The following is a 20,215-nucleotide window of genomic DNA, read 5'->3' as shown; positions in this document are numbered from 1 at the left end:
ATCTATGATTTCGTTATTCTTTCACTCCGCCGAGCGTCATGCCTTTAATGAAATATTTCTGAAGAAACGGATACACGAGAAGGATCGGAGCAGTGGCCAGCATCGTAATCGCCGCGCGCATGGACATCGGCGTCACCAGATTCGCCGACGCGTTCTGGTTGTTCAGGAACGCCGAAGTCGCGGAACCGCCGATGCTTAAGTTTGCGGATTGTATTTTCTTAAGCAGCTCATACTGCAACGTGGACAGATCGGCGTTCGCCGAGTTATAGAGGAACGTGTCGAGCCAGCTATTCCATTGGCCGACGGCCACGAACAAGGATACCGTCGCGATGGCGGGCATGCACAGCGGCAATATGACTCGGAGGAATACCGTAAAATCGTTCGCTCCGTCTATTTTCGCCGATTCCACCAAGCTCTCGGGCAGCCCGTCGATGAACGACCGCATGATGATCAGGTTAAAGGCGCTCACTAAGCCCGGAATAATATACACCCAGAACGAGTTGGTAAGACCAAGGCTTTTAATCAGCATAAATACCGGAATGAGGCCCCCGCTGAAATACATCGTAAAAACGAAAATCATGGAAATCGGCCCGCGGAGAGCGTATTCTTTGCGACTGAGCGTATAAGCGAGCATCGCCGTACAGAATACGCTCGCGAACGTACCGACGACGGTACGAAGCACCGAAATCATAAAAGCGTGATAGATGATTCGATCTTTCAGTATCACTTCGTAGTTATACAACGTAAATTTCCGCGGCCAAACGAAATTGCTGCCCAGCGTCGTGTCGACGGCTTGATTAAAAGAGACCGCCGCCATGTTAACGAAAGGATAGAGAGTCACCGCCATCAATACCAGCAAAACCGTACCATTGAGGACATCGAATGCCGGGAAGCGCGATCTTCCCCTTCTCCTGTTAAGCGTAACCGTCTTCAAAGCTCCACCTCCCGCTGCTAATAAAGTCTGGATTGTCCCATCCGCTTGGCGAACTGATTCGCCATGATCAACAGAATGATGCTGATGACGGATTTGAAAATACCCGCCGCCGTAGCGAACGAATAACGCGTCAAATTGATGCCGTATTTCAATACGAAAATATCTATTGTCTCGGCATACTCCATGACCATCGTGTTCATGAGCAAATACTGTTGCTCGAACCCGGCATCGAGAATGCGGCCGATGTTCATAATCAATAAAATAATAATGAGCGGAAGCATGCTCGGCAGCGTAATGCTCCACATTTTGCGGAACCGCCCCGCCCCGTCCATATCCGCGGCTTCGTACAACGACGGATTGATCATAGCCATCGCCGCCAAATATATAATGGCGTTCCAGCCGACTTCCTTCCAGACGTTGGATACGCCGATCATCCACCAAAAGGCTTTCGGCTCCGACATCAACAGGATCGGCTCCGATACGAGATGAAGCTTCAACAGGAGGGCGTTGACGATTCCGTCAAGGGAGAAGATCGTCATGATCAAATTGGCCGCGACCACCCAGGATATGAAGTGGGGCAAATAGCTAATTGTCTGCACCAACCGTTTGAAGAAAATTTTGCGTACTTCGTTTAGCATAAGAGCGAGCGCAATCGAGCTAACAAAACCGAACACGAGGTTAATCAAGCTCATCGCGAGCGTATTTCTTAATACGTTCATGAACATCTCGTCCTGGAACAGCTCGCGAAAATATTTCAGCCCTACCCATTCATTGTTCATAATATTGGAGCCAAGCTTATATTTCTGAAAAGCCATCAGCCATCCCCATAGAGGCGAGTAACTAAAAACGAGAACATAGACGACGAACGGAACGGACATCGCAAGCAACGCCTTCTGTCTTCTTAGCCTTTTAAGGCCCGCTATGAACTCGGACTGATCTGGTTTAGGCGCGATGCGCGCGCTTTCCGTCTTCGGCTCCATAGTACTCCTCCAATTGCTTGATCTCTTCAAAGAAGGGAAGAAGGCCAAGCCATACGGCCTGGCCTCCATCTAGTCCTATTCGACTCACCAGTTTTCTTGACGCTCTTTCACTTTCTCGGTGTGATAATCCATCCAGCCTTTTACGTCGAGCTTATTGACCGCGACGACGTAATCGTCCCAAAGCTTGTTGAATTCTTCTTTGGATTTCGAGACTACCATTTGCGGCGGATATTTCTTGTTCAAATCGTTCAGCTTCTGATCGAATATTTTCAAATCCTCGTTCAGCTCGATGCTCCAGATCGGGAAATATTTGCGTTTCGTATTTCCGGGGTTAAACAGCTCGGGATAAGTCTTCACGCCGTATGTCTCGAGAATTTTCTTATCCGTTTCCGTGTATTTGGCCGCGATCTCTTCCGGTTGATATTCAGGCCAGTAGTTGTTGCCGTCCGGAAGCGTGCCTGCCGCATTCGGGTAGAACCACATGATTTTGCCGTCCCAGCCTAACGCGTTCTCGTTCGATTCGAACCATTTGCGCTGCTCCGGGGTGCGAACGAATCTGCCGTTCTCTACGATGTAATCTTCGTCCTTAACGCCCCAGCTTCTCAAAATTTGCATTTCGTCCGTGGCCAACGCATCGATGAATTTGATCGTGCGAACGGGGTCCTTGTTGTCGACGGACATGCTCCAGCCGTTCCCGTAGTTAATCGAGGGAACATCCATATAATCGGCTTTAATGCTCTCGTCGAACGTCAATTGAAGCGGAGCGTACATCCGGTCCAGCTTGCCCTGTTGTTGCAAGGCTTGGGTCGCGTCCTGGAACTGCCAGTTCTGGTCATGCATCCCCAGCACTCGTCCGCTGGACAGCTTAGCCAAGTATTGGTCGTAGTTCATGACGAACGCCTCTTTATCGATCATGCCCTCATTCCACATCTCGTTCAGCTTTTCGTAGTAGCGCTTGGAAATTTTCTCGTCCGTCTGATAGAACGTCAATTCGTTCGTTTCCGGATTGACCATCGCCCGCGAATCGTTAGGCCCGCCGGCTAAGAACTGCATCGCCGTCGTCAGCGTGAACAAGCGCCAATCGTAGGTGAGGATTTCGAACGGAATCGTATCTTGGCCGTCGATTTGCGGATACTTCTTCGCGTAATTCCTCAGCACGTCGACATATTGGTCGAAAGTCGTGATTTTCGGATATCCCGCATCCTTCAGTACATCCTTCTGAATCCAGAACGCAGGGCTGACGAATCGGTTCGGCTGCCCTGTCGGCACGGAGTTCGGAAGCGAGTAAATATGGCCGTCGGCGGCTTTCATGCGCTCCCAGTAGTTCGCGTACAATTTCTTCAAATTCGGAGCGTGCTCTTCGATCAGATCCTCCAGCGGAAGCAGGGCTCCGGCATCGATCAGCATATGCGCTTTGTCGCCCGGGTAGATCATGTCCGGATATTCTCCGCCCGCGATCATGACGCCCAGCTTTTGTTCGATTTCTCCGACGAGCCTTTCGTATTTGACGGTAACTCCCGTTTTCTCGGTTATGATATCGGCGATTTTGAAATGCTCCGGAACGTTGTCTCCCGGCGCATTCAGAAAGTAAGTGAGAGTAATCGGTTCTTCCTTGGTTTCTGCCGCCGCCGTTTCCGCCGCTTTGGTGGTCGCGCTGCTGCTCTCGCTTGCTTTGGCGGGTTCATTCCCTTTGTCGCTTGCGCATGCGCTCAGCCATGTAACGGACATTATCGCTGTCAGGAGCAATGATGTATACGCTTTAAATTTACTCAAAGAAATGCCTCCCCTTCGTTTTTCGATTCTTTTTCATTATAAAAGGGGGCATTTCTAAGATGTACCCAACAATGCTAATGACCGTACGGGTCAAATCTAATATCATGGGCTAATTTGACACCCGCGCGACGTCCATGCTATGTTGGACGCATATGGGCCATCCAGGTGACTCGCGGGGGGCTATTCATACCATTACTCGTACGGGGAGTGCACTACGATGATTCAAGTCAAAGAATTTTTAGATACGGACAGCTCTTTAGCCGAGAAAAGAGTAAACGAGTTTCTGGCCGGGCTGGACGACGATCAACTCATTAACATCTGTTACGGATCGATCAACAAAATAACGGCAACCAAATTAAGCGAACAAAGAAGCGCGATATTGGTCGTTTATAAGAAGAAATAACGAAAAAACGGGATGGAGAGGGGCTAGCCCCTTTCCATCCCGTTTTCATTTCGGATTATCGTATCCTTGAACCCGCTGAGCAGTACCCCGAACGATGCCAAGAAAGTCGGCCTCAGCCTTTCCATCAGCTGATCCGCCGATTCTTCGGAATGCGTATAGGTGGACACGATGCCGTGCAAGGTGAAGTAGTAGATTCGGCTGCACGTCAACAAGCGTTCATCCTCCGGCTCCAGCCGCAAACAAGCTCCCAGCGCTCCGGCCAGCCTCCCGAACAATTCGTTGCGCGCTTTGTTGATTTCCAGCTTCGGCGCTTGTTCGTCTACTCGCACGGACTTTACGTTAAAGAATACGCTGTAAACATTACGGTTGGCCAGGCAAAATTCAATGAAAGCCAGACTGACGTTTTTCAATTGTTCTTCCGGCCGGCCGCCGGTATTCGACCATTCGTCCATTCGGCTTGCCAGGGCTTGAAGCGGCGGGAGCGAAAGTTGCTGAAGCAACGCTTCCTTATCCTTAAAATAAATATAGATTGTCGTATGGGAGCACCCGGCTTCCTTCGCGATTTCGCGCATCGTTACGGAATCGTATCCCCTGCTGGCGAATAGCAGCCCCGCCGCGGCCAGAATGCTCCTCTTCGTCTCTTCCGATCGTTGTTCCTGTTTACTCGACACCTTAAATCACCCCGTCCCGTTCCTTTGCCCCCCATTGTAACCAACGGTTACGGAACAAGTCAATCCGGCCTAAAACCAACCCAAGACGTCCGACAATAGGGTAAGCGCAAGCAGTACGCCCATAACGGCAGAGGATAAATACGCCGTCATCCTCCTGCCGCTGCCCGCCGTCTTCAAGACGGCTCGCGTATACATAATTAGACCCGCGGCGATCAAGATCGATTCCAACCCGATCGCTATCCCCTCGACCTTCCACGCGCCTAAGCCCAGCAACGGCAAATCCCCCAGATTGCCCGGCAATAACGGCATATCCGCCCGATGAACGACCAGATCGAGCAGCCAGTGGCTGAATACGACCAACCCGATCACTCGTCCCGACTTGGCTCCCCACAGCTTCTTCGCCAGCATGCCCGCCAATACGGCCAAGACGATGGCTCCCAACAAGGAGTGCGTATAATCCGCATGGATAATCCAATCCCCGTAGCCGCTGCCGGTCTCCTCCTCCATCGTCTCCACTCCCGCCGCTAGAAAAGGAATAAACGCCACATCCAGCAATTGAGTAGCCGCCATTAACGCCCATAACGGTACTTCCGGCGCCTTAGCCCGTACGCCTGCCGCCAATCCGAAATGTCCTGCGAACATGAATCCCACTCTCCTCGACTAGTTTCTTATTTTTATAACCAATGGTTATTAACCTGTGGTTATATAGTAACCAATGGTTATGACAAGTGTCAAGATACAAAAAAAAGAGCGCCGAAGCGCTCCTTTGAACCCATGCCCGGTTTATTTGCCGATCGAAACTCCGCGGGCCCGCCGCCCGTTAAATACGGTTAACTCCTTATAACCTGCTCCAATTGCCGCCGCGCGGGCTTCATCCAGCAAACGCCCGATATCGTCGGGGAAGTGGGAGTCGGAGGATAGCGTGATCGGAACGCCGTGCTCCGCTAGAACGGACAGGAACAACGGGCTAGGACAAGCCTCCTCGACCGGGTAACGGTACGCTAGACCGGTATTGATCTCCGTCGCCGCGCCCGACAGAATCATCTCTTCCGCAAGATGCCGATAGTGAGGCAACAGCTCTTGCTCGTTCACGGGACGAAACCCGAATACCTTGAGATTGTCGGGATGGGCAATGATGTCGAACAGCCCGGACCGGCAAGCTTGGCGAAGAAGCCCGAAGTACCGGCCGTACGCCTCCATCGGATCCAAATCCGCGAACCGCGACTGCGTCTCCGGGTTATCGAAGCCCCAGCCGTCGATGAAATGAACCGAGCCGATGACATGATCCCATTCATAACCCGACAGGATCCGGCCAAGCTCCTCCTCCCCTCCTTCGAAGAAGTCCGCCTCTATCCCGAGCAAGAGATCGGGGCGGGTTTTCTTGGCTTTCGCAATGAAGGACACGAATTCGTCCAGAGAGGTAACGCACACTTGATTAAGCCAAACCTCCTGCAGTCGCCCGATCGGGCTGTCGTCCAGAAGCATGTGCTTCTCGTAATAGCTTCGGCATTCCCGGAACCGGTACAAATGGTCGACGACCCCGAACAGGCCGATTCCCCGCGAACGTCCCGTTACCAAATAACGATCCAGCCACTCTTCGCTGAAACAACCGTCCCGCATTCGAGCTTCAAGCATAGCGGATAGTTGTTCCGCCCAAGCAAGGGAATGGCTTGCGGCCTTAACCGAAGCATTCGCAGCCGTAGCGGTCAGCGCCTGCAAGGTACGAGACAGCCAACGCAACGAATAAGGTCCTTCTTCCAGGTGAAAGTGCATATCAACCTTCATCATCGATCTCCCCTCGCCAAGTGACCTTCGCGGACATGAACGAAGGGATGTCCTTAACGCTCATAGCCGGCGACGGCTCCAGTCCCAAGCAGTGGCACATGAGCGTCGCCATGCCTAGTTGCGACAGAGTCTTCCCTTCCATGTGGGACAATATCCGATCTCCGACGATATAGAGCGGTACAAGCCGCTCCTCGCTTGCCGTTCCGCCATGCTGGCCATTCGAGTCCATCCCGTGGTCCGAAGTCACGATAACGCGATAGCCTTCCGACAACCAGATAGGCACGAGCGTAGCGAGCATCCCATCCGCCATTCTCGCCGAACCGTCATAGCCCTTGCTCTCTCCTCCGAACTTATGGCCGGCATCGTCGATATTCATGGAATGAATGTATAGAAAGTGCGGATCGAACGCCGTTCGCAAATATTCCGCATCCGCGAACAGATGGCTATCCGGGTAATGATCTTCGAAATAGAAGGCGCCATGCTGAATCGGCTTGCTCTCGTCATGCTGATGACGATCCCGCACCGGGTTAAACGGAGCCTGATTATAGAGCTCGCTCACCCAGTGATACGCGGCGGCGGCCGTCCTCAAGCCCGCTTCCTTCGCAAGGTGAAACACGCTTCGTTCCCGGCTTAGGCGAACGATATGATTGGCGGTAATTCCGTTGACATGCGCCGGAGTGCCGGTTAGCAATACTTCGTATAAAGGCCTGGACAGACTGGGCAACTCCGACTTCACCCGATAACAGGCCGCTTCGCCTTGCTCGACCAGGTGCTCCATGAAACCTAGACATCTGCGCGCCGTATCGTAACGAAGTCCGTCCAATACGACCACGACCAATTTAGGCGACTGCGGTTGTGTCATCTTCATCACGCCTTTCCCTTTGCTTCTATCCACTGAATGCGGTGCGATTTGAGAGCGGGCAACCATTCCTTGGGGGGCGGGACGTTACTTACGATCGTATCGATCTCTCGAATCGGCGCGAGCTCGACGAACGCTTCCTTATCGAACTTCGAATCGTCCGCAAGCACGATCGTCTGCTCCGCAGCCGCAACCATTCTTCGGGAGAGCATCGTTTCATCCACGTCGTAATCGCTTGTTCCGCGTTGCATGGATATTCCGCCGACCGAGATGAATGCCTTATCTACGCGAAATTGCTCCATAACCCGTTCTCCAAGCGCCCCCGACAAAGACTGCTGTTCCGGATTGAGCTGTCCGCCGATGACGATGATTTTGCCCGAGAAGCGCCCTTCTATTAAGGACTCCATAAGATGGTAGGCAACGGCGATGGAGTTCGTCAGTACGGTGAGGCGCTCCTTATCCGAGATCGCCTTCGCCAGTTCCAATGTCGTCGTTCCGACATCGATAACGACCGTGTCGCCCGACGAGATGAGCTCGGCCGCTTTCGTGCCGATTTGCGCTTTTTCATCGGCTTTTACTTGCTGGCGAAGCAGATACGGCGGCTCGTAGTTCGCCTGTTTCGCCGCTACCGCCCCGCCGTACACGCGTTTCACCTGTCCCTCCTTCTCCAGAAAGACAAGATCCCGCCGGATCGTCTCCTCCGAGACGTCGCACAGTAACGACAAATCGCTTACTTTTACTTGTCCCTCGAGCTTCAGTTGCTCGAGAATAATCCGTTTGCGTTGCTCCGACGATACCGACATCCTTAAGCTCCTTCCTTCTCCAATTGCAGCAACTGGGAAGGATCGAGCGCTAACCGGACCGTACCTCCGTCTTCCGAGCGCTTGGATCGTCCGTCGTTCAGAATATCGATCGTTAACCGTACCCCTTCCGATTGGACGAAATACCGAATAATATTGCCTAGAACGCTCACCGATTCGATCGTCCCCTGCACGATGCGTTTGTCGGCTTGCACGCCTTCGTTAGCCTCCGCGTGAAGCGGCAGCAGCTTCACCGATTCGGGGCGCAGCGCGTAGCTCTCCGAGGAGCCGACTCCTTGGCCGAACAACCTCGCCGCTTCCGCCCCGGTCAGCACGTTATAGCTGCCCATGAACCTGGCAACGAATTCGGTGCGGGGAGTCGAGTACAGAGCCTCCGGCGTACCGTCCTGCACGATGCGCCCCTCGTTCATGATGCAAATCCGATCGGATAACGTGAGCGCCTCTTCCTGGTCATGGGTAACGAAAATCGTCGTCATCTTTAACCGTTGTTGGATTGCGCGGATTTCCATTCTTAAGTTTTTGCGGATCTTCGCGTCAAGCGCGCTAAGCGGCTCGTCGAGCAGCAGCACCTTCGGCTGCACTGCTAACGATCTTGCGAGCGCGACCCGTTGCTGCTGGCCGCCGGACAAATGCTGCGGATACGCATCCCGCTTGTCTTCCAGATCGACGAGCGCAAGCAGCTCCTCGCACCTTCTTGCCCGATCCTTTTTGGCGACCCCTCGCATTTTCAACCCGTATTCCATATTCTCGAAGACGGACAAATTCGGAAATAACGCATACGATTGAAAAACCATCCCCACCTCGCGGCTGCGCGGAGGCAGATTGGCAATATCCTTCTGCCCGAGCACGATCCTCCCGCCGTCCGGCTCGGTCAGACCGGCGATACATCTGAGCAAAGTGCTTTTCCCGCAACCCGAAGGACCTAACAACGTGACGAGCTCTCCTTCTTGTATCGTTAGATCGACATCGTTCAACACGGTAGAAGCTCCGAACGTCTTCCGTATGCCGTGAAGTTCCAAGTAAGACGCATTCATCTCTCTACCTCCCCGTTGATCTTCTTGCCTAACTTCATCAGTATCGTAGACATGATTAGTATGAATAGGAAATAGGAAATCGCGATCGCGCTGGCCAGATGCCCGCTCTCCCCGACGCGCTGATACAAATACACCTGAATCGTCTGAATATGTCCGCCGACCAGCATGTTCGTCAGCACGAACTCCCCGAACAGTACGGAGAAGCTTAGCAACGTCGAGATGATAACCCCCGGCCAAATATTCGGTAAAATCACCGTCAGGAAAGCCCTCATGCGAGACGCCCCGAGCAGCTCCGCGGCATTCAGCAGTTCAACCGCCGAGACGGTAAGCAAGCTGTTGCGGATTCCTTGGTACATATAAGGAAGCACGACGACAAAGTAAGCCCCGATTAATAGATAAGCGGTACCGGCAATATTGATCGGTCCGTTGGAATAAGTGCGAATGAGACCGACCGCGGCCACTACGCCGGGAACGGCATACGGCAGCACGACCAACCCTTTCATGAACGACTCCCACTTCGGCAAGTACACCGTTATGACGAACACGGCGGGCAGCATCACCGCAAGGCTCAGCGCGACGCTGATAAGACAGAGATAGAGGGAAGTCCATAACGCCTCGAGAAACCGGACGTCCTTGAACATCTCCCGCACCCATTCCAGCGTCCAGCTCTCGGGGAGAACCGTCGTCTGCCACTCCTTGGCGAACCCGTACAAAAAAGTCGCGAGCAGCGGCAGCAGCAAGTAAATCATGAGAAGCAGCATTAGCGAACGGTGAGTCCAGTTCGACCTGGATTTGATCATGGAGCCACGCCCCCTTTAGCGGCATCCCCTTGCCGCTGTCCGCGGGACCGGAATCGCTTGAGGTTCGGATTCGACGCATACGAAGCGGTGAATCTTTGAGACTGCTTAGACATTCTATGATTCAGGAAAACCGCCAACAACGTCGATAACGCGAGCAGCACGGCTAGCGCGCTGCCAAGCTCGGGTTGGTTCACGACATCTCCCGCCACCAAGGAGCCAATCCGTATCGCCAGCAAATTGTAATTGCCCCCGACGAGAGCGTAAGCCGTTGCATAGGCTCCCATCGCATTCGCGAATAGAATGCCGATCGTTCCGAAGATTGCCGGAGTCAGCATAGGCAAGCCGACGGTTCTCCAGAACTGCCATCTGCTTGCGCCCAACATGGAAGCCGCTTCCCTCCATTGATCCCGGATGCCGTAGAAGGAAGGATACAACAGCAGCAAAGCGAGCGGCACTTGAAAATACACGTACACGAGCACTAGCCCCGTCCAGCTGTACAAGTCGAAACCGGCGAAAACATCCCAGCCCCACTGCTTGAACAGAAGCGTAAACACCCCGTTGTTGCCCAGCAAAATAATATAAGCGAAAGCGAGCGGAACGCCGGCGAAATTGGAGGTCATGTTGGAAAGCATGAGCAATCTGTCCCTGATCTTAGGCGTAAACCGGGTAATCGAATACGCGCATAGAAGACCCGCGACAATTCCGATCAAGCTGGAATACACAGAGATAAGCAAACTGTTCTTGATCGCTTGAAGGTAATAAGCGCTGTGAAAGATTTTATCGTAATGGCCGAACGTAAACCCGGCGGCGCCCGACTTGCTGACGCTCCCCGCGAGCATAGACAGGAGCGGCGCGAATTGGAATGCCAGCACCATAAGCGCAAAGGGAACCAATCCGAGCAGCATCCAACGGTTTCTAGCCTTCATGCCGTCCACTCTCCTATGGCGGTATACAAACGGGCGCCCTCGCCACGCGGACGAAGGCGCTCCATAGCTGCTATTGTTGCGTCGTCTTGCGTTGATCGGCTAGTTGATATGAACGAGAACGCGCTCCTGCCATTGCTCCGGAATGCTCTTCGCCGTTTCTTCCCATACCTTGTAATCGCCGACCGGCTTCGCGTTCGCGTAATCTTCCTTCGGCAGCAGCTTCGCCGCCACGTCGTCCGGAAGCTTCACGCTGTCCCGGATCGGTCTCGCGTAACCTTTGGCGAGATTGATCTGCCCCGCGTCGCTAAGAATGTATTCCCGCGTCAGCTTAGCCGCGTTAGGGTGCGGAGCGTATTTGTTAATGATAGTGGCGTATCCGCTGACGACGCTGCCCTCTTTCGGAATCGTTACCGCATACTGATCCTTGCCGAGTTGGTCGCTATAGTTAAGGGCATTGAAGTCCCACAGCAAAGTGACTTCCACTTCGCCCTTCTCGATATTGGCGAGCGAGGCTTCAACGTTGGCGATCCGGCCGTTCTTCGCCAGATCCTCGAAGAACGCAAGGCCCGGCTCGATGTTCGACTCGTCTCCGCCGAACGCGATCGAGGCGGCAAGCACGGCCATTTGCGCCTGAGCCGCTTTCGTTACGTCTCCCGTCACGATTTTGTAGTTGCCGTTCTTCAGGTCTTCCCAGCTTTGCGGCGGGTTGGCCACGAGTTTCTTATTCGTTAGGAAAGCGATCGTCCCTTGATAGCCGATCAGCCAATGTCCGTCTTTGTCTTTCGCCCAATCGGGAATTTCGTCCCAGTAAGAAGTTTTGTACGGTTGAGTGACGCCTTTGGCAATGGCTACCGAGCCGAACGCGATCCCGACATCGCCGATATCCGCCGTCGGCTTATCCTTCTCCGCCTCGAACTTGGCAATCTCCTCCGCGCTCGACATATCGGTGTCGGTGTGGGACAGCCCGTACTTGGACTGAATATCTTCCCAAGTCCCTTTCCAGTTCGCCCATGAATCCGGCATGCCGACGCTGACGACGGATCCTTCTTCCTTCGCCTTCGCTTCGATCTCGGTCAAGGATAATTCCTCGGCTCCCGAGCTATTCGCGTTATTATTGTTTCCGCCTCCGCAAGCAGCTAGCAGCACGACAAGTAAGGTAAGGATCAGCCCGAAGGCAAGCTCTTTCTTCAACCGATTTTTCATGATTCCCTTTTCCTCCCATGTGGTTTTTTGTGGGGTGTCTCTTTAGTCTTGTTGTATTCTACCCTTCACCACTATAGAACCGTTCTATTTCCGTGGGATTAAGCCGGATGATAGAGTTTGTTAAAAAGAAACGGAGCTTCGGCAGAAGCGTTCGTGGAGATTTGATAGATCCCGCATTTAACGTTATAGGATCACCTTATTGCGCGAGCGAGGGGGTCTATCGTTGAAATAGAGTTATGCCATAACCCTGATTGTGGGTTGTGGCCTGTTTGGGGCGGAGAGTTGGATCGATAGCGTTGTCGCATCGTCTTATTAGACCAGCAAGCTGTGATTCGGTGAAAATAAGACTCTCGCATAACGCTATCGTCTAAGGAGCAGATGGCGGGAATCATGGCTCAATCCATAAAAAAAGAAGAGCGCATGAACGGCGCTCTCCTCTTGACTCTAATAACTATGGTAAATTTCCTTAATTACGAATTGTTCTCCCGTGCTGCGGAAAACGACCGTGAAGCTTGGCGTGCTTTCGTCCGTGTAACCTTCGACGGCGAGATTAAACGTGAATGCGAAGTCGGTCGCGCTCGGCTTGAAATACCTTACGGTCACGTCCCCCATCGTAGTAGCCTTTATGCGCTTATTCGACACGATTCCGCAACTATACCCTATCCAATAGGGAAAATATACCACTCAACGCAAACTCCCCTACTTCCGCCCGTAATCCGCTTTAATCTCGCCCCATTGCTTCGTTTGCCATTTGAGCACCTTGTTCGAATACTTATTCGTCTTCAGCCAGCGAACCGCGCGGTCGACCAAATCCCAGATTTCCGCGGTCGATTCGTCTCTGACGAGGGTGGATGATACTTCCTTCTGCTTCACCCACTTCAGGGCGTTAACCGAGTCGCTGTAGATCGTTTTGTCGCTTCCTATTTTCTGCAAATAAGCCAGTCCGTGAACGATCGCCAGAAATTCCCCTAGGTTATTCGTCCCCTTCTTGATCGGTCCCACGGAGAAAATAACTTCGCCAGTCCGCGTATCCACGCCTTTATATTCGACCGGTCCCGGATTTCCGCTAGTCCCTACGTCGACGGAGATGCTGTTATAGTCGATTTCCTCCGACGTCTCGATGCCCGTCGCCTTCGGCTTGAAGCTCCCCCCGGAGCTAGCCGTCTTCCCGCTTCCCCAGTGCTTCTTCCAGCCTTCCTTGTAAGCCAGCTCGGCTGCGGCTTTCGACTCGTACGACTTAAACTTCGCTTCGTCGAACTTGTTGATCTGTTCCTGGCAATCCGCCCAACTCGCGTAAACCCCGGGTTTCCTGCCGACCCATACTACGTAATGTTTTTGTTTGGACATCTATTTCGTACCTCTTTCGTTAGGAAGACTAAATCCGTACTTCTCGAAAACGGACAATGCCTCGGCGGTCTGCAAAAAATCGTAGAACCGTTCGGCCTCCTCCATATGGGCGCTCCCTCGAACGATTCCGATAGGATATTCGATCGCCTGATGGCTGCCGGGATCGACGACGGAAGCAACCTTTACCTTATTCGAGGTCAAGGCGTCGGTTTTGTACGCGAACCCGGCATCGGCATTGCCGGTTTCCACGTATGTTAACACTTGGCGCACGTCTTTCGCATAGACGAACGGGGTTTCAACTGGTCCCATAAGCCGTAATGCTCCAACGCTTCTTTCGCGTAGCCGCCGGCGGGAACGGTAGTCGGTTCCCCGATCGCCAGCTTCACGAACCCCGGTTCTATTAGATCGGATACGGCACTTACCCGGGTATCGCTATCCGCCGGTACGATAACGACGAGCTCATTCCGCAGCAATCCGGTATGCCTCTCCTTCTCGACCAAGCTTTTATCCACCAAAGCGGCCATCTGCTTCTTGCCTGCCGATAGGAAGAGATCCGCGGGGGCGCCTTGCTCGATTTGCCGTTGCAGAGTACCCGATGAACCGAAATTATAACGCAGCGTAATATCATCGTTCTTTTGCTCGTACAACGCCTGAATTTCTTTCAGGCTGTCCGTCAAGCTGGCCGCAGCCGACACGAGCAGCTCCGTTCTCGCCGAAGACCCCGGCACGGACTCGCCATTCCCGCACCCCGCAACTACAAACACGCAGCCTATTGCCAATGCCGCTATTCTTTTTTTCCGCACGCGCTCATCCCCTAATGCACCTGAACATGAATCTTAAACTCCTCTATTAGTAAAGCAATAATAACTCCGACAAACAAGTATCCTCGTATTTCGTACCCGGATAAGTATCCCGTATCGTTAACTTGATCGTCTTCACTTCGCCCTCGTAATAAGCCAATTGATCGGACAACGAATACAGGTTCCCGTCCGCGACCGCTTTGGCGTCGTACGGCTTATCCTCCAAATACTTCGTGTCGCTTACCCACTGGTAATCCTCATTGGCGGAATACCTGATTAAGCTCTCTACGAGTATCTCCTTCGCCCGGGCATTGTTGCCGTAGGTTTCCTTGCTTTTCATGTACCCGTTCATGACCCTTAGCTCCGCCAAAGAAGTGTTCTTCTTTAATTCGATCGTAACCGTCTCTCCGATTCCCTGCCCCTTGGAGCCTTCGGCCCATGTCGTCGATAAGCTTCCGTCGAGCAATCGACTCGCTCCGTAACGGCTCCCTAGCTCGGATGAAGCTTTAATGCCCGAAACGAGCTTCGGGGATATGCGGGAAGAGGCGATCTGCTTGGATTTTAGATAGTCCTCGTATTCGTACTTAAACTTTAGATCCCCGAGAGATTTCAGGTCGGCCTGTTTAAGCTCGACTTTGAAAATCCCTTCCGGCGAAGCCTGTCCATACGGCAGCGTGAGTTTGCGAAGAGAACCGCCTTTCTTGACGATGTCCCGATAATCGAACGTGATATTCAGCTTGTCCACCTTGCCGTTCCCCCAGTACCCCGCGGGCGCAAGATCGTAGTTGAATTCCCGTTCCCCTACCCGATCGATCAAGCTATAAGGGTTCATCCAATCCACATAACCTGCATTGACGGTATAACCGACTTTAATAATCTTCGTTTCGTTTTTGGCAAAGGAAATGGCCGTTCGGTATACCCTGCTAGCCTTTTGAACGATATAGGTATCGTCTATGATTCGGTTGACCGGCATCTTGATCAATTCGTCCGTCACTTTGAGCGGTTGGCTGCCGTCCACGATCCGGAAATCGCTCGCCTTGAAGTCGCAATTCGGAGCGCAGCCATACTCCTGTTCGTAATAATCCACGGGAAAGGCAAAGCGCACCTTGTCCGCTTTACCGCGATTCGCCAGCGTATAGGCAACGTTGATCCGAACCCGGTCTCCGACGATGACGAACGACAGATCCTCCCGCTTAAGCGTAACGTTCTTCTTCTGAATAAAATGAATGCCGCCCCCGGTAACGTAGGGCACGGTGTCCGCCGGACCGCCATTGGCAGACGCATTTCCTCCGAGCGACGAGACAGCAACTATAGTTATTAATAAAAAGATAACGATTGGCTTCCTTAACTTGCTTAACCCGCCGAAAATACCGACCATGCGCACAGCCTCCACTTTTATGCGAACCCGTTCCTTTCAATCTATCATATTACATTACTTCCCAATAAAATAGAGGACGCGAGAGCCCGTCCAACGGCAAAAGGACACCCTTTAAGGGTGCCCTTGGCAGGCTTGTACGTAGAGAGCTATCGGAATAACGGCACGCCGTGCCGCTATTCGATAACCGGAGCCCGATCTCCTCCCGTTAACGGCACGCCGTGCCGCTATTCGATCACCGGGGACCGATTCGCTCCGGATAACGGCACGCCGTGCCGCTATTCGATCACCGGGGACCGATTCGCTCCGGTTAACGGCACGCCGTGCCGCTATATCGCGCATGTATCTCCCGGACTAGATCCGGCAAGCGATGCCTCTACCTTACTTCAGAATATCCTCAATACGCGCCAATTCCTCGCTGGAGAAGTTCAGCTGACGCAACGCGCCGACCGCATCCTCGATCTGGCTGACTTTGCTCGCCCCGATCAAGGCCGACGTCACTCGGCCCCGCGCAGCACCCAAGCAAGCGCCATCTGGGACAGCTTCTGTCCTCTTTCCGCAGCCAGCTCGTTCAGCAATCGGACTTTGCCCAGCGTCTGCTCGGTCAATTCCTCCGGCCTCAGGAACGCGCTCGGGCCTGCAGCCCTCGAATCCGGCGCGATCCCGTTCAAGTAACGATCGGTAAGAATTCCTTTGTGCAAAGGCGAGAAAGCGATCGAACCGATGCCCTCTTCTTCCAGCACGTCGAGCAGCCCGGCTTCCGGTCCGCGCGTTAACATCGAATACTGAGGTTGGTGGATCAAACATGGCGTCCCGAGAGACTTAAGAATCCGCGAGGCTTCTTTCGTCTGCTCCGGCGAATAGTTGGACAGCCCCACATATAGCGCCTTTCCTTGGCGAACGATCAAATCTAGAGCCGCCATCGTTTCTTCCAGAGGCGTATCCGGGTCGGGGCGATGATGATAGAAGATGTCGACATAATCCAGCCCTAACCGTTTCAAGCTCTGGTCGAGACTGGAGACGAGGCTTTTTTTCGAGCCCCATTCTCCGTACGGGCCGGGCCACATGTAATAACCCGCCTTGGTGGAGATGATCATCTCGTCGCGGTAAGCCGCGAAATCCGCCTTCAGAATGCCGCCGAACGCCGTTTCGGCCGAGCCTGGAGGGGGACCGTAGTTGTTCGCCAAGTCAAAATGGGTGATCCCAAGATCGAATGCCCGTCTGACCATCTCCCTTCCCTTCTCGAACGAATCGATCCCTCCGAAGTTGTGCCACAAGCCGAGCGATATCGCCGGCAGCTTCAAGCCGCTTTTGCCGCTGCGGCGATATGTCATCATGTCGTATCGTTGCGGACTAGCTGAGTATGTCATCCAAACTCCTCCTAAGGATCAATATACTTAGAAGTGTATAAGAAAGGAGGAGCCGAGCCTATGTCACGGAGGGTGATAAATATGGGCTAATGTCCGATTTCTCGATTTACTTGAATTGCGTAGGGGGCACCCCTTTTACCCGTTTGAACATCTTTGAAAATTGCAGCGCGTCCGGATAACCGACGGACCTGGCCACCTCTCCGACCGTATATTTCCCTTTGCACAGCAATTCGCTCGCTTTATCCATTCGATATTGAAGTAAATACCGCTGCGGGGGAACGCCAAGCGCCTGTTTGAAAATAACGGATAAATATTTGCGATCAAGCCCCAAATCCGCCGCCATCTGCCGTACCGAAATATTTTCCCCGTAATGGGAATGAATGCATTCCATGCTTTGGTGGACGTACGCATCTTGTTTGCCCAAGCGATAACTTTGTCTTGCCTCCAAGGGAATAACGCCGACGATGGCCGACATCAATTCGTACATCGCCGCTTGCAACCGAAGTCCTCCGCCTTCCGCGTCGGACAACATTTCGGTCAGCTTTTCATATAAGCCGGGCATAAGCTGCATATCCATCGGGAACACGGGCATGTCCGGGGATAGCCCCGTCCGGGCAAGAATCGGCAGCACCTGAGCGCCGTAGAATCCGACCCATGAATACACCCAAGGCTCTTCCTTATCCGCTTCGTAATAAGTCAAATGGTGGGGATAAATCAAGAAGGCTTGCCCGGCCGACAGTGAATATTCCCGCTCTCCGACTCGAACGAAGCCTTTGCCTTGATGGATAAAATGGATTTTGTAAACCTCTTTGATCCCGGGACCGACGGTATGCCCCGGCACGCACTTCTCTTTGCCCCAGCACTGGAGATAGAGGTCGGGATCGTCTCTAAACGGACGATCCGGATTGTACTTGTAGATAGGAGTTCCGATTAGCATGCGGTAACGATTATCGGTTTATTGTTCGTAATAATGACCGTATGCTCGTATTGCGCGACGCGGCTGCGGTCCGGAACCGTCAAAGTCCATCCGTCCGACTGCTCGTCGACGTAGGTTGCTCCCGTCGACAGGAACGGCTCGATCGTAATAACCTGACCGGCTCGCAGCACCCTGCGATCCCGAGGTTCGTAATAAGGGAGAATTTCGGTCGGTTCCTCGTGAAGCCCTTTGCCGACTCCGTGGCTGCACAAGTTTTCGACGATGCGGTATCCGTGTTTTTAGCTTCTTGCTGCATGATTTTGCCGACTTGATTCAGCTTTACTCCGGCCTTCAAGCTGTTGATGACTTTCATCATCGTCGCGTGGGTCGTCTGGCACAAACGATCCACCTCGCTCGTTACGGGAGGAATCTGGAACGATTGCCCGGCATCGGCGTAATAGCCGTTAAGCTCCGCGGACACGTCGACGTTAATGAGATCGCCCCCTTGCAGCACGCGGTTTCCCGGAATGCCGTGGGCTACCTCCTCATTGATGCTAATGCAAGTATAGCCCGGGAAATCAACGTCTTTCATCGGAGCGGACGTAGCCCCGTGCAGGGAGAGCATCTGCTGGCCGATCTGGTCCAGTTCCTTGGTCGTCATCCCCGGCTCGGCGCGTCTTTTCATTTCCTCGATCGTTAATGCCACTATTCGTCCGATCTTCATTAACTGTTCGATATCTTCCTGTGATTGTATCGTCATTGAAACAGCCTCCTGTAGCCATCGATAATGCGGTTAATTCGATTAATGATTAACTTCGTATATTAAATACCTTACAGTTTTCTTCCAACCACTTCAAGCTCGGATCGCCTAAGGAAGCTATAAAACGCGAAAAACCGACCCTCGGGTCGGCTTCTCATTAGCTTGTCCGTTACAGCAAATACCTCAAATAAATATAAACGCTGGAAATGACGATGGATAAAATCATCAAAGGGAAACCGTATTTCAGAAATTTAACGAACGTAATCGGGTAACCTTCCTTGGCCGCCAACCCGGCCGTGATCAGATTCGCGCTCGCTCCGATCAACGTCCCGTTGCCGCCTAGGCAAGCGCCAAGAGCCAAGCTCCACCATAACGGCTCAAGGTTGCTTACTCCCATGTTGCCCATCTCTTGTATAAGCGGGATCATCGTCGCCACGAACGGAATGTTGTCCATGAAGGCTGACGCTATGGCGCTCATCCACAGAATGAGCATGGCGGACGCGGCGACGTTCCCGCCCGTTAAGTCGATCGCCTGCACGGCGAGATCGCGGACGATCCCGGTATCAACAAGCGCGCCGACTAACGTGAACAAGCCGATAAAGAAGAAGATCGTCGTCCATTCCACGCGCGTGAAAGCCTCTTCCATCGCATGCTCTCCCGCGAGCAAAAGCAGTAGGAACGCGCCGGCAAGCGCCACTACGGACGATTCCAAGTGCAACGCTTGATGCAGGAAGAATCCCGCGATCGTAAGCCCGAGAATGATCAGGCATCGGGTCAGCATCGGCCGATCGGTGATGAGCTTGCTCTCGTCCATCTCCATGATTCCCCGTTTGTACTCCTCGGACGTCTTCAGCTTTTTGCGGAAGAGCAGCACGAACAACGGAAGATGAACCGCCATGATGATAATGGCGATCGGAGCCAGGTTGTCTATAAACGCCATGAAGGTAAGCTCTTTGACCGCGCTGCCGATCATGATGTTCGGCGGATCGCCGATCAAGGTAGCCGTGCCACCGATATTGGAAGCCAGAATCTGCGAAAACAAAAAGGGAAACGGATGTACCTTCAACTGTCTCGTTATGCTGAACGTGACCGGAACGATAAGCAACACCGTCGTGACGTTATCCAGGAACGCCGAAGCTACCGCCGTGACGACGGACAACGCGATAAGGATTTTAACCGGTTCGCCCTTCGCCCTCTTCGCGGCCACGACCGCGATATAACTGAATAACCCCGTCTTGGCCGTCACGCTCACGATAATCATCATCCCGATCAGCAAGCCAAGCGTATTGAAATCGATATGATGTACGATTGCCGAATCTACGCTTACGATGCCTAACGCAACGACTAGAAGCCCGCCTAACATGGCTACGATCGTTCTATGAATTTTTTCCGCGATAATCATCGCGTAAGTGATCAGAAAGATAGCAAGCGCAAGGATCGCTTGGTGTTCCATAGGGC

At 53.1% G+C, this 20,215-nt stretch carries 18 protein-coding genes and 3 pseudogenes; 1 reads left to right on the top strand and 20 read right to left on the bottom strand.

Annotated features, from left to right (window positions below):
• Positions 1-13: 13 nt before the first annotated feature.
• The 3 genes from FPL14_RS17640 to FPL14_RS17630 all read right to left on the bottom strand — a co-directional run bounded on the left by FPL14_RS17640 (position 14) and on the right by FPL14_RS17630 (position 3,687).
• The gene (locus tag FPL14_RS17640; RefSeq protein ID WP_229263556.1) at positions 14-934 is read right to left on the bottom strand and encodes a carbohydrate ABC transporter permease; all 921 of its coding nucleotides are present in this window, start codon (positions 932-934) and stop codon (positions 14-16) included.
• Between the two features lie 17 nt (positions 935-951).
• A complete protein-coding gene (locus FPL14_RS17635) occupies positions 952-1,914 on the bottom strand; it encodes an ABC transporter permease (protein ID WP_182299020.1) in 963 nt (320 codons plus the stop codon).
• Positions 1,915-1,998: 84 nt separating this feature from the next.
• Positions 1,999-3,687 (bottom strand): extracellular solute-binding protein, encoded by a 1,689-nt coding sequence (locus tag FPL14_RS17630; RefSeq protein ID WP_182299019.1) that lies wholly within the window; start codon positions 3,685-3,687, stop codon positions 1,999-2,001.
• Positions 3,688-3,904: 217 nt separating this feature from the next.
• Between FPL14_RS17630 and FPL14_RS17625 the strand changes: the two genes are divergently transcribed.
• Complete coding sequence (locus FPL14_RS17625) at positions 3,905-4,090, top strand: sporulation protein Cse60 (RefSeq protein WP_182299018.1); 186 nt, start codon at positions 3,905-3,907, stop codon at positions 4,088-4,090.
• A gap of 23 nt (positions 4,091-4,113) precedes the next feature.
• On the opposite strand, the gene FPL14_RS17620 is transcribed toward FPL14_RS17625, so the two are convergent.
• The 17 genes and pseudogenes from FPL14_RS17620 to FPL14_RS17540 form a co-directional block, all read right to left on the bottom strand.
• A complete protein-coding gene (locus tag FPL14_RS17620; RefSeq protein ID WP_182299017.1) occupies positions 4,114-4,761 on the bottom strand; it encodes a TetR/AcrR family transcriptional regulator in 648 nt (215 codons plus the stop codon).
• A 69-nt stretch (positions 4,762-4,830) separates the two neighbouring features.
• Positions 4,831-5,403, bottom strand: a complete 573-nt coding sequence (locus FPL14_RS17615) for a metal-dependent hydrolase (RefSeq protein WP_182299016.1) — start codon at positions 5,401-5,403, stop codon at positions 4,831-4,833.
• A 141-nt stretch (positions 5,404-5,544) separates the two neighbouring features.
• Positions 5,545-6,546: a PHP domain-containing protein gene (locus FPL14_RS17610; RefSeq protein WP_182304035.1), complete on the bottom strand. Its 1,002-nt coding sequence runs from the start codon at positions 6,544-6,546 to the stop codon at positions 5,545-5,547.
• Positions 6,536-7,414, bottom strand: coding sequence for an alkaline phosphatase family protein (locus FPL14_RS17605; RefSeq protein ID WP_407644622.1), 879 nt, complete (start codon positions 7,412-7,414; stop codon positions 6,536-6,538). The genes FPL14_RS17610 and FPL14_RS17605 overlap by 11 nt, the downstream gene beginning before the upstream one ends.
• Complete coding sequence (locus FPL14_RS17600; RefSeq protein WP_182299015.1) at positions 7,414-8,208, bottom strand: DeoR/GlpR family DNA-binding transcription regulator; 795 nt, start codon at positions 8,206-8,208, stop codon at positions 7,414-7,416. The genes FPL14_RS17605 and FPL14_RS17600 overlap by 1 nt, the downstream gene beginning before the upstream one ends.
• Positions 8,209-8,210: 2 nt before the next feature.
• On the bottom strand, positions 8,211-9,260 hold the full coding sequence (locus FPL14_RS17595) for an ABC transporter ATP-binding protein (RefSeq protein ID WP_182299014.1): 1,050 nt from the start codon (positions 9,258-9,260) through the stop codon (positions 8,211-8,213).
• Positions 9,257-10,060 carry an ABC transporter permease gene (locus FPL14_RS17590; protein ID WP_182299013.1) on the bottom strand — a complete coding sequence of 268 codons (804 nt, stop codon included), beginning with the start codon at positions 10,058-10,060 and terminating at the stop codon, positions 9,257-9,259. The genes FPL14_RS17595 and FPL14_RS17590 overlap by 4 nt, the downstream gene beginning before the upstream one ends.
• Positions 10,057-10,986: an ABC transporter permease gene (locus FPL14_RS17585; protein WP_182299012.1), complete on the bottom strand. Its 930-nt coding sequence runs from the start codon at positions 10,984-10,986 to the stop codon at positions 10,057-10,059. Before FPL14_RS17585 ends, FPL14_RS17590 begins: the two co-directional genes overlap by 4 nt.
• Positions 10,987-11,085: 99 nt before the next feature.
• Positions 11,086-12,189, bottom strand: a complete 1,104-nt coding sequence (locus FPL14_RS17580) for an ABC transporter substrate-binding protein (protein WP_182299011.1) — start codon at positions 12,187-12,189, stop codon at positions 11,086-11,088.
• A gap of 444 nt (positions 12,190-12,633) precedes the next feature.
• Positions 12,634-12,873: a hypothetical protein gene (locus tag FPL14_RS17575; RefSeq protein ID WP_182299010.1), complete on the bottom strand. Its 240-nt coding sequence runs from the start codon at positions 12,871-12,873 to the stop codon at positions 12,634-12,636.
• Positions 12,874-12,888: 15 nt separating this feature from the next.
• The gene (gene rnhA, locus FPL14_RS17570; protein WP_182299009.1) at positions 12,889-13,536 is read right to left on the bottom strand and encodes a ribonuclease H; all 648 of its coding nucleotides are present in this window, start codon (positions 13,534-13,536) and stop codon (positions 12,889-12,891) included.
• A pseudogene (gene modA, locus FPL14_RS17565) lies at positions 13,537-14,231 on the bottom strand (molybdate ABC transporter substrate-binding protein).
• A gap of 154 nt (positions 14,232-14,385) precedes the next feature.
• On the bottom strand, positions 14,386-15,714 hold the full coding sequence (locus FPL14_RS17560; RefSeq protein WP_182299008.1) for an NADase-type glycan-binding domain-containing protein: 1,329 nt from the start codon (positions 15,712-15,714) through the stop codon (positions 14,386-14,388).
• 378 nt (positions 15,715-16,092) lie between these two features.
• Positions 16,093-17,081: pseudogene (gene mgrA / locus FPL14_RS17555) on the bottom strand (L-glyceraldehyde 3-phosphate reductase).
• A gap of 106 nt (positions 17,082-17,187) precedes the next feature.
• On the bottom strand, positions 17,188-18,018 hold the full coding sequence (locus FPL14_RS17550; protein ID WP_182299007.1) for an AraC family transcriptional regulator: 831 nt from the start codon (positions 18,016-18,018) through the stop codon (positions 17,188-17,190).
• A pseudogene (map, locus tag FPL14_RS17545) lies at positions 18,012-18,757 on the bottom strand (type I methionyl aminopeptidase). Before map ends, FPL14_RS17550 begins: the two are co-directional and overlap by 7 nt.
• Positions 18,758-18,926: 169 nt before the next feature.
• Positions 18,927-20,210 carry an ArsB/NhaD family transporter gene (locus FPL14_RS17540; RefSeq protein WP_182299006.1) on the bottom strand — a complete coding sequence of 428 codons (1,284 nt, stop codon included), beginning with the start codon at positions 20,208-20,210 and terminating at the stop codon, positions 18,927-18,929.
• Between the last annotated feature and the right edge of the window lie 5 nt (positions 20,211-20,215).

The sequence above is a fragment of the Cohnella cholangitidis genome, assembly GCF_014107495.1.
Taxonomy (GTDB): domain Bacteria; phylum Bacillota; class Bacilli; order Paenibacillales; family Paenibacillaceae; genus Cohnella; species Cohnella cholangitidis.
Note: the sequence above shows the minus strand (reverse complement) of the source record. Positions and strands in the feature narration are given on the sequence as shown.